At 64.0% G+C, this 895-nt stretch carries 1 pseudogene; it reads left to right on the top strand.

From position 1 onward, the window contains the following. Nucleotides 1–52: 52 nt before the first annotated feature. Nucleotides 53–895 (top strand): annotated as a pseudogene (locus JL811_RS20125) (IS3 family transposase); the annotation flags it as partial.

The raw sequence follows: 895 nt of genomic DNA, 5'->3' as shown, positions 1-895 counted from the left end.
GACTTGCCCGGCAAATGTTGAGAGCACCAACTGAGGAACCAGGAGGTGTTCTATGGGAAACGGGAACAGACCGACGCCGGAGTTTCGGCGTGAAGCGGTGCGGCTGGCACTGACCAGCGGCCGGACGCGGCGTGAGATCGCGGAGGATCTGGGCATCGGGCTTTCGACGCTGACGCGATGGCTGAGCCAAGAGCGTGATGTCAGGGAGCCGAGTGAGGCACCGATCGATCTGCATGCCGAGCTGAAGCGGCTTCGGCGTGAGAATGCGGTCCTGAAGCAGGAGCGCGACATTCTAGAAAAAGCCGCGGCCTTCTTCGCGAGGGAGGGATGTGGCGGGTGAACGCCACTGGTTCGAGTGAACCCGCCACGGGTGAAGTTCGCCTTCATCGATGCAGAGAAGGCCAGCTTCCCGATCAGCCAGATGTGCCGCGTCCTTGGGGTCAGTCAGAGCGGCTTCTTCGCCTGGCAGGAACGGCCCGCTTGTCGTCGCCAGCAGCAGGACATGGTCTATCTGGCGCATATCCGGACGGTCTTCGCGCTGTCGAACGGGACCTATGGCAGCCCGCGCATGCACCGCGACCTCGTCGACGAGGGCCATGAGATCGGGCGGCATCGCACGGCACGCCTGATGCGCGAGAACCAGTTGATCGCGCGGCAAAAACGGCGCTTCAAGCGGACGACGGACAGCGAACATGCTTGGCCCGTCGCGCCGAACCTTGTGGCACAGGACTTCACGGCGGACGGCCCGGACCGGAAGTGGGGAGCAGACATCTCCTACATCTGGACAGCGGAGGGCTGGCTTTACCTCGCGGTCGTGCTGGATCTCTTCTCCCGGCGCGTCGTCGGCTGGGCCACGAGTGATCGCCTGAAGCGTGATCTCGCGGTAGAAGCCCGG

This window comes from Szabonella alba (genome assembly GCF_016765775.1).
In the GTDB taxonomy this organism is placed as follows: Bacteria; Pseudomonadota; Alphaproteobacteria; order Rhodobacterales; family Rhodobacteraceae; genus Szabonella; species Szabonella alba.
The sequence above is the reverse complement of the archived record's forward strand: the minus strand, read 5'-3'. Positions and strand labels throughout refer to the sequence as shown.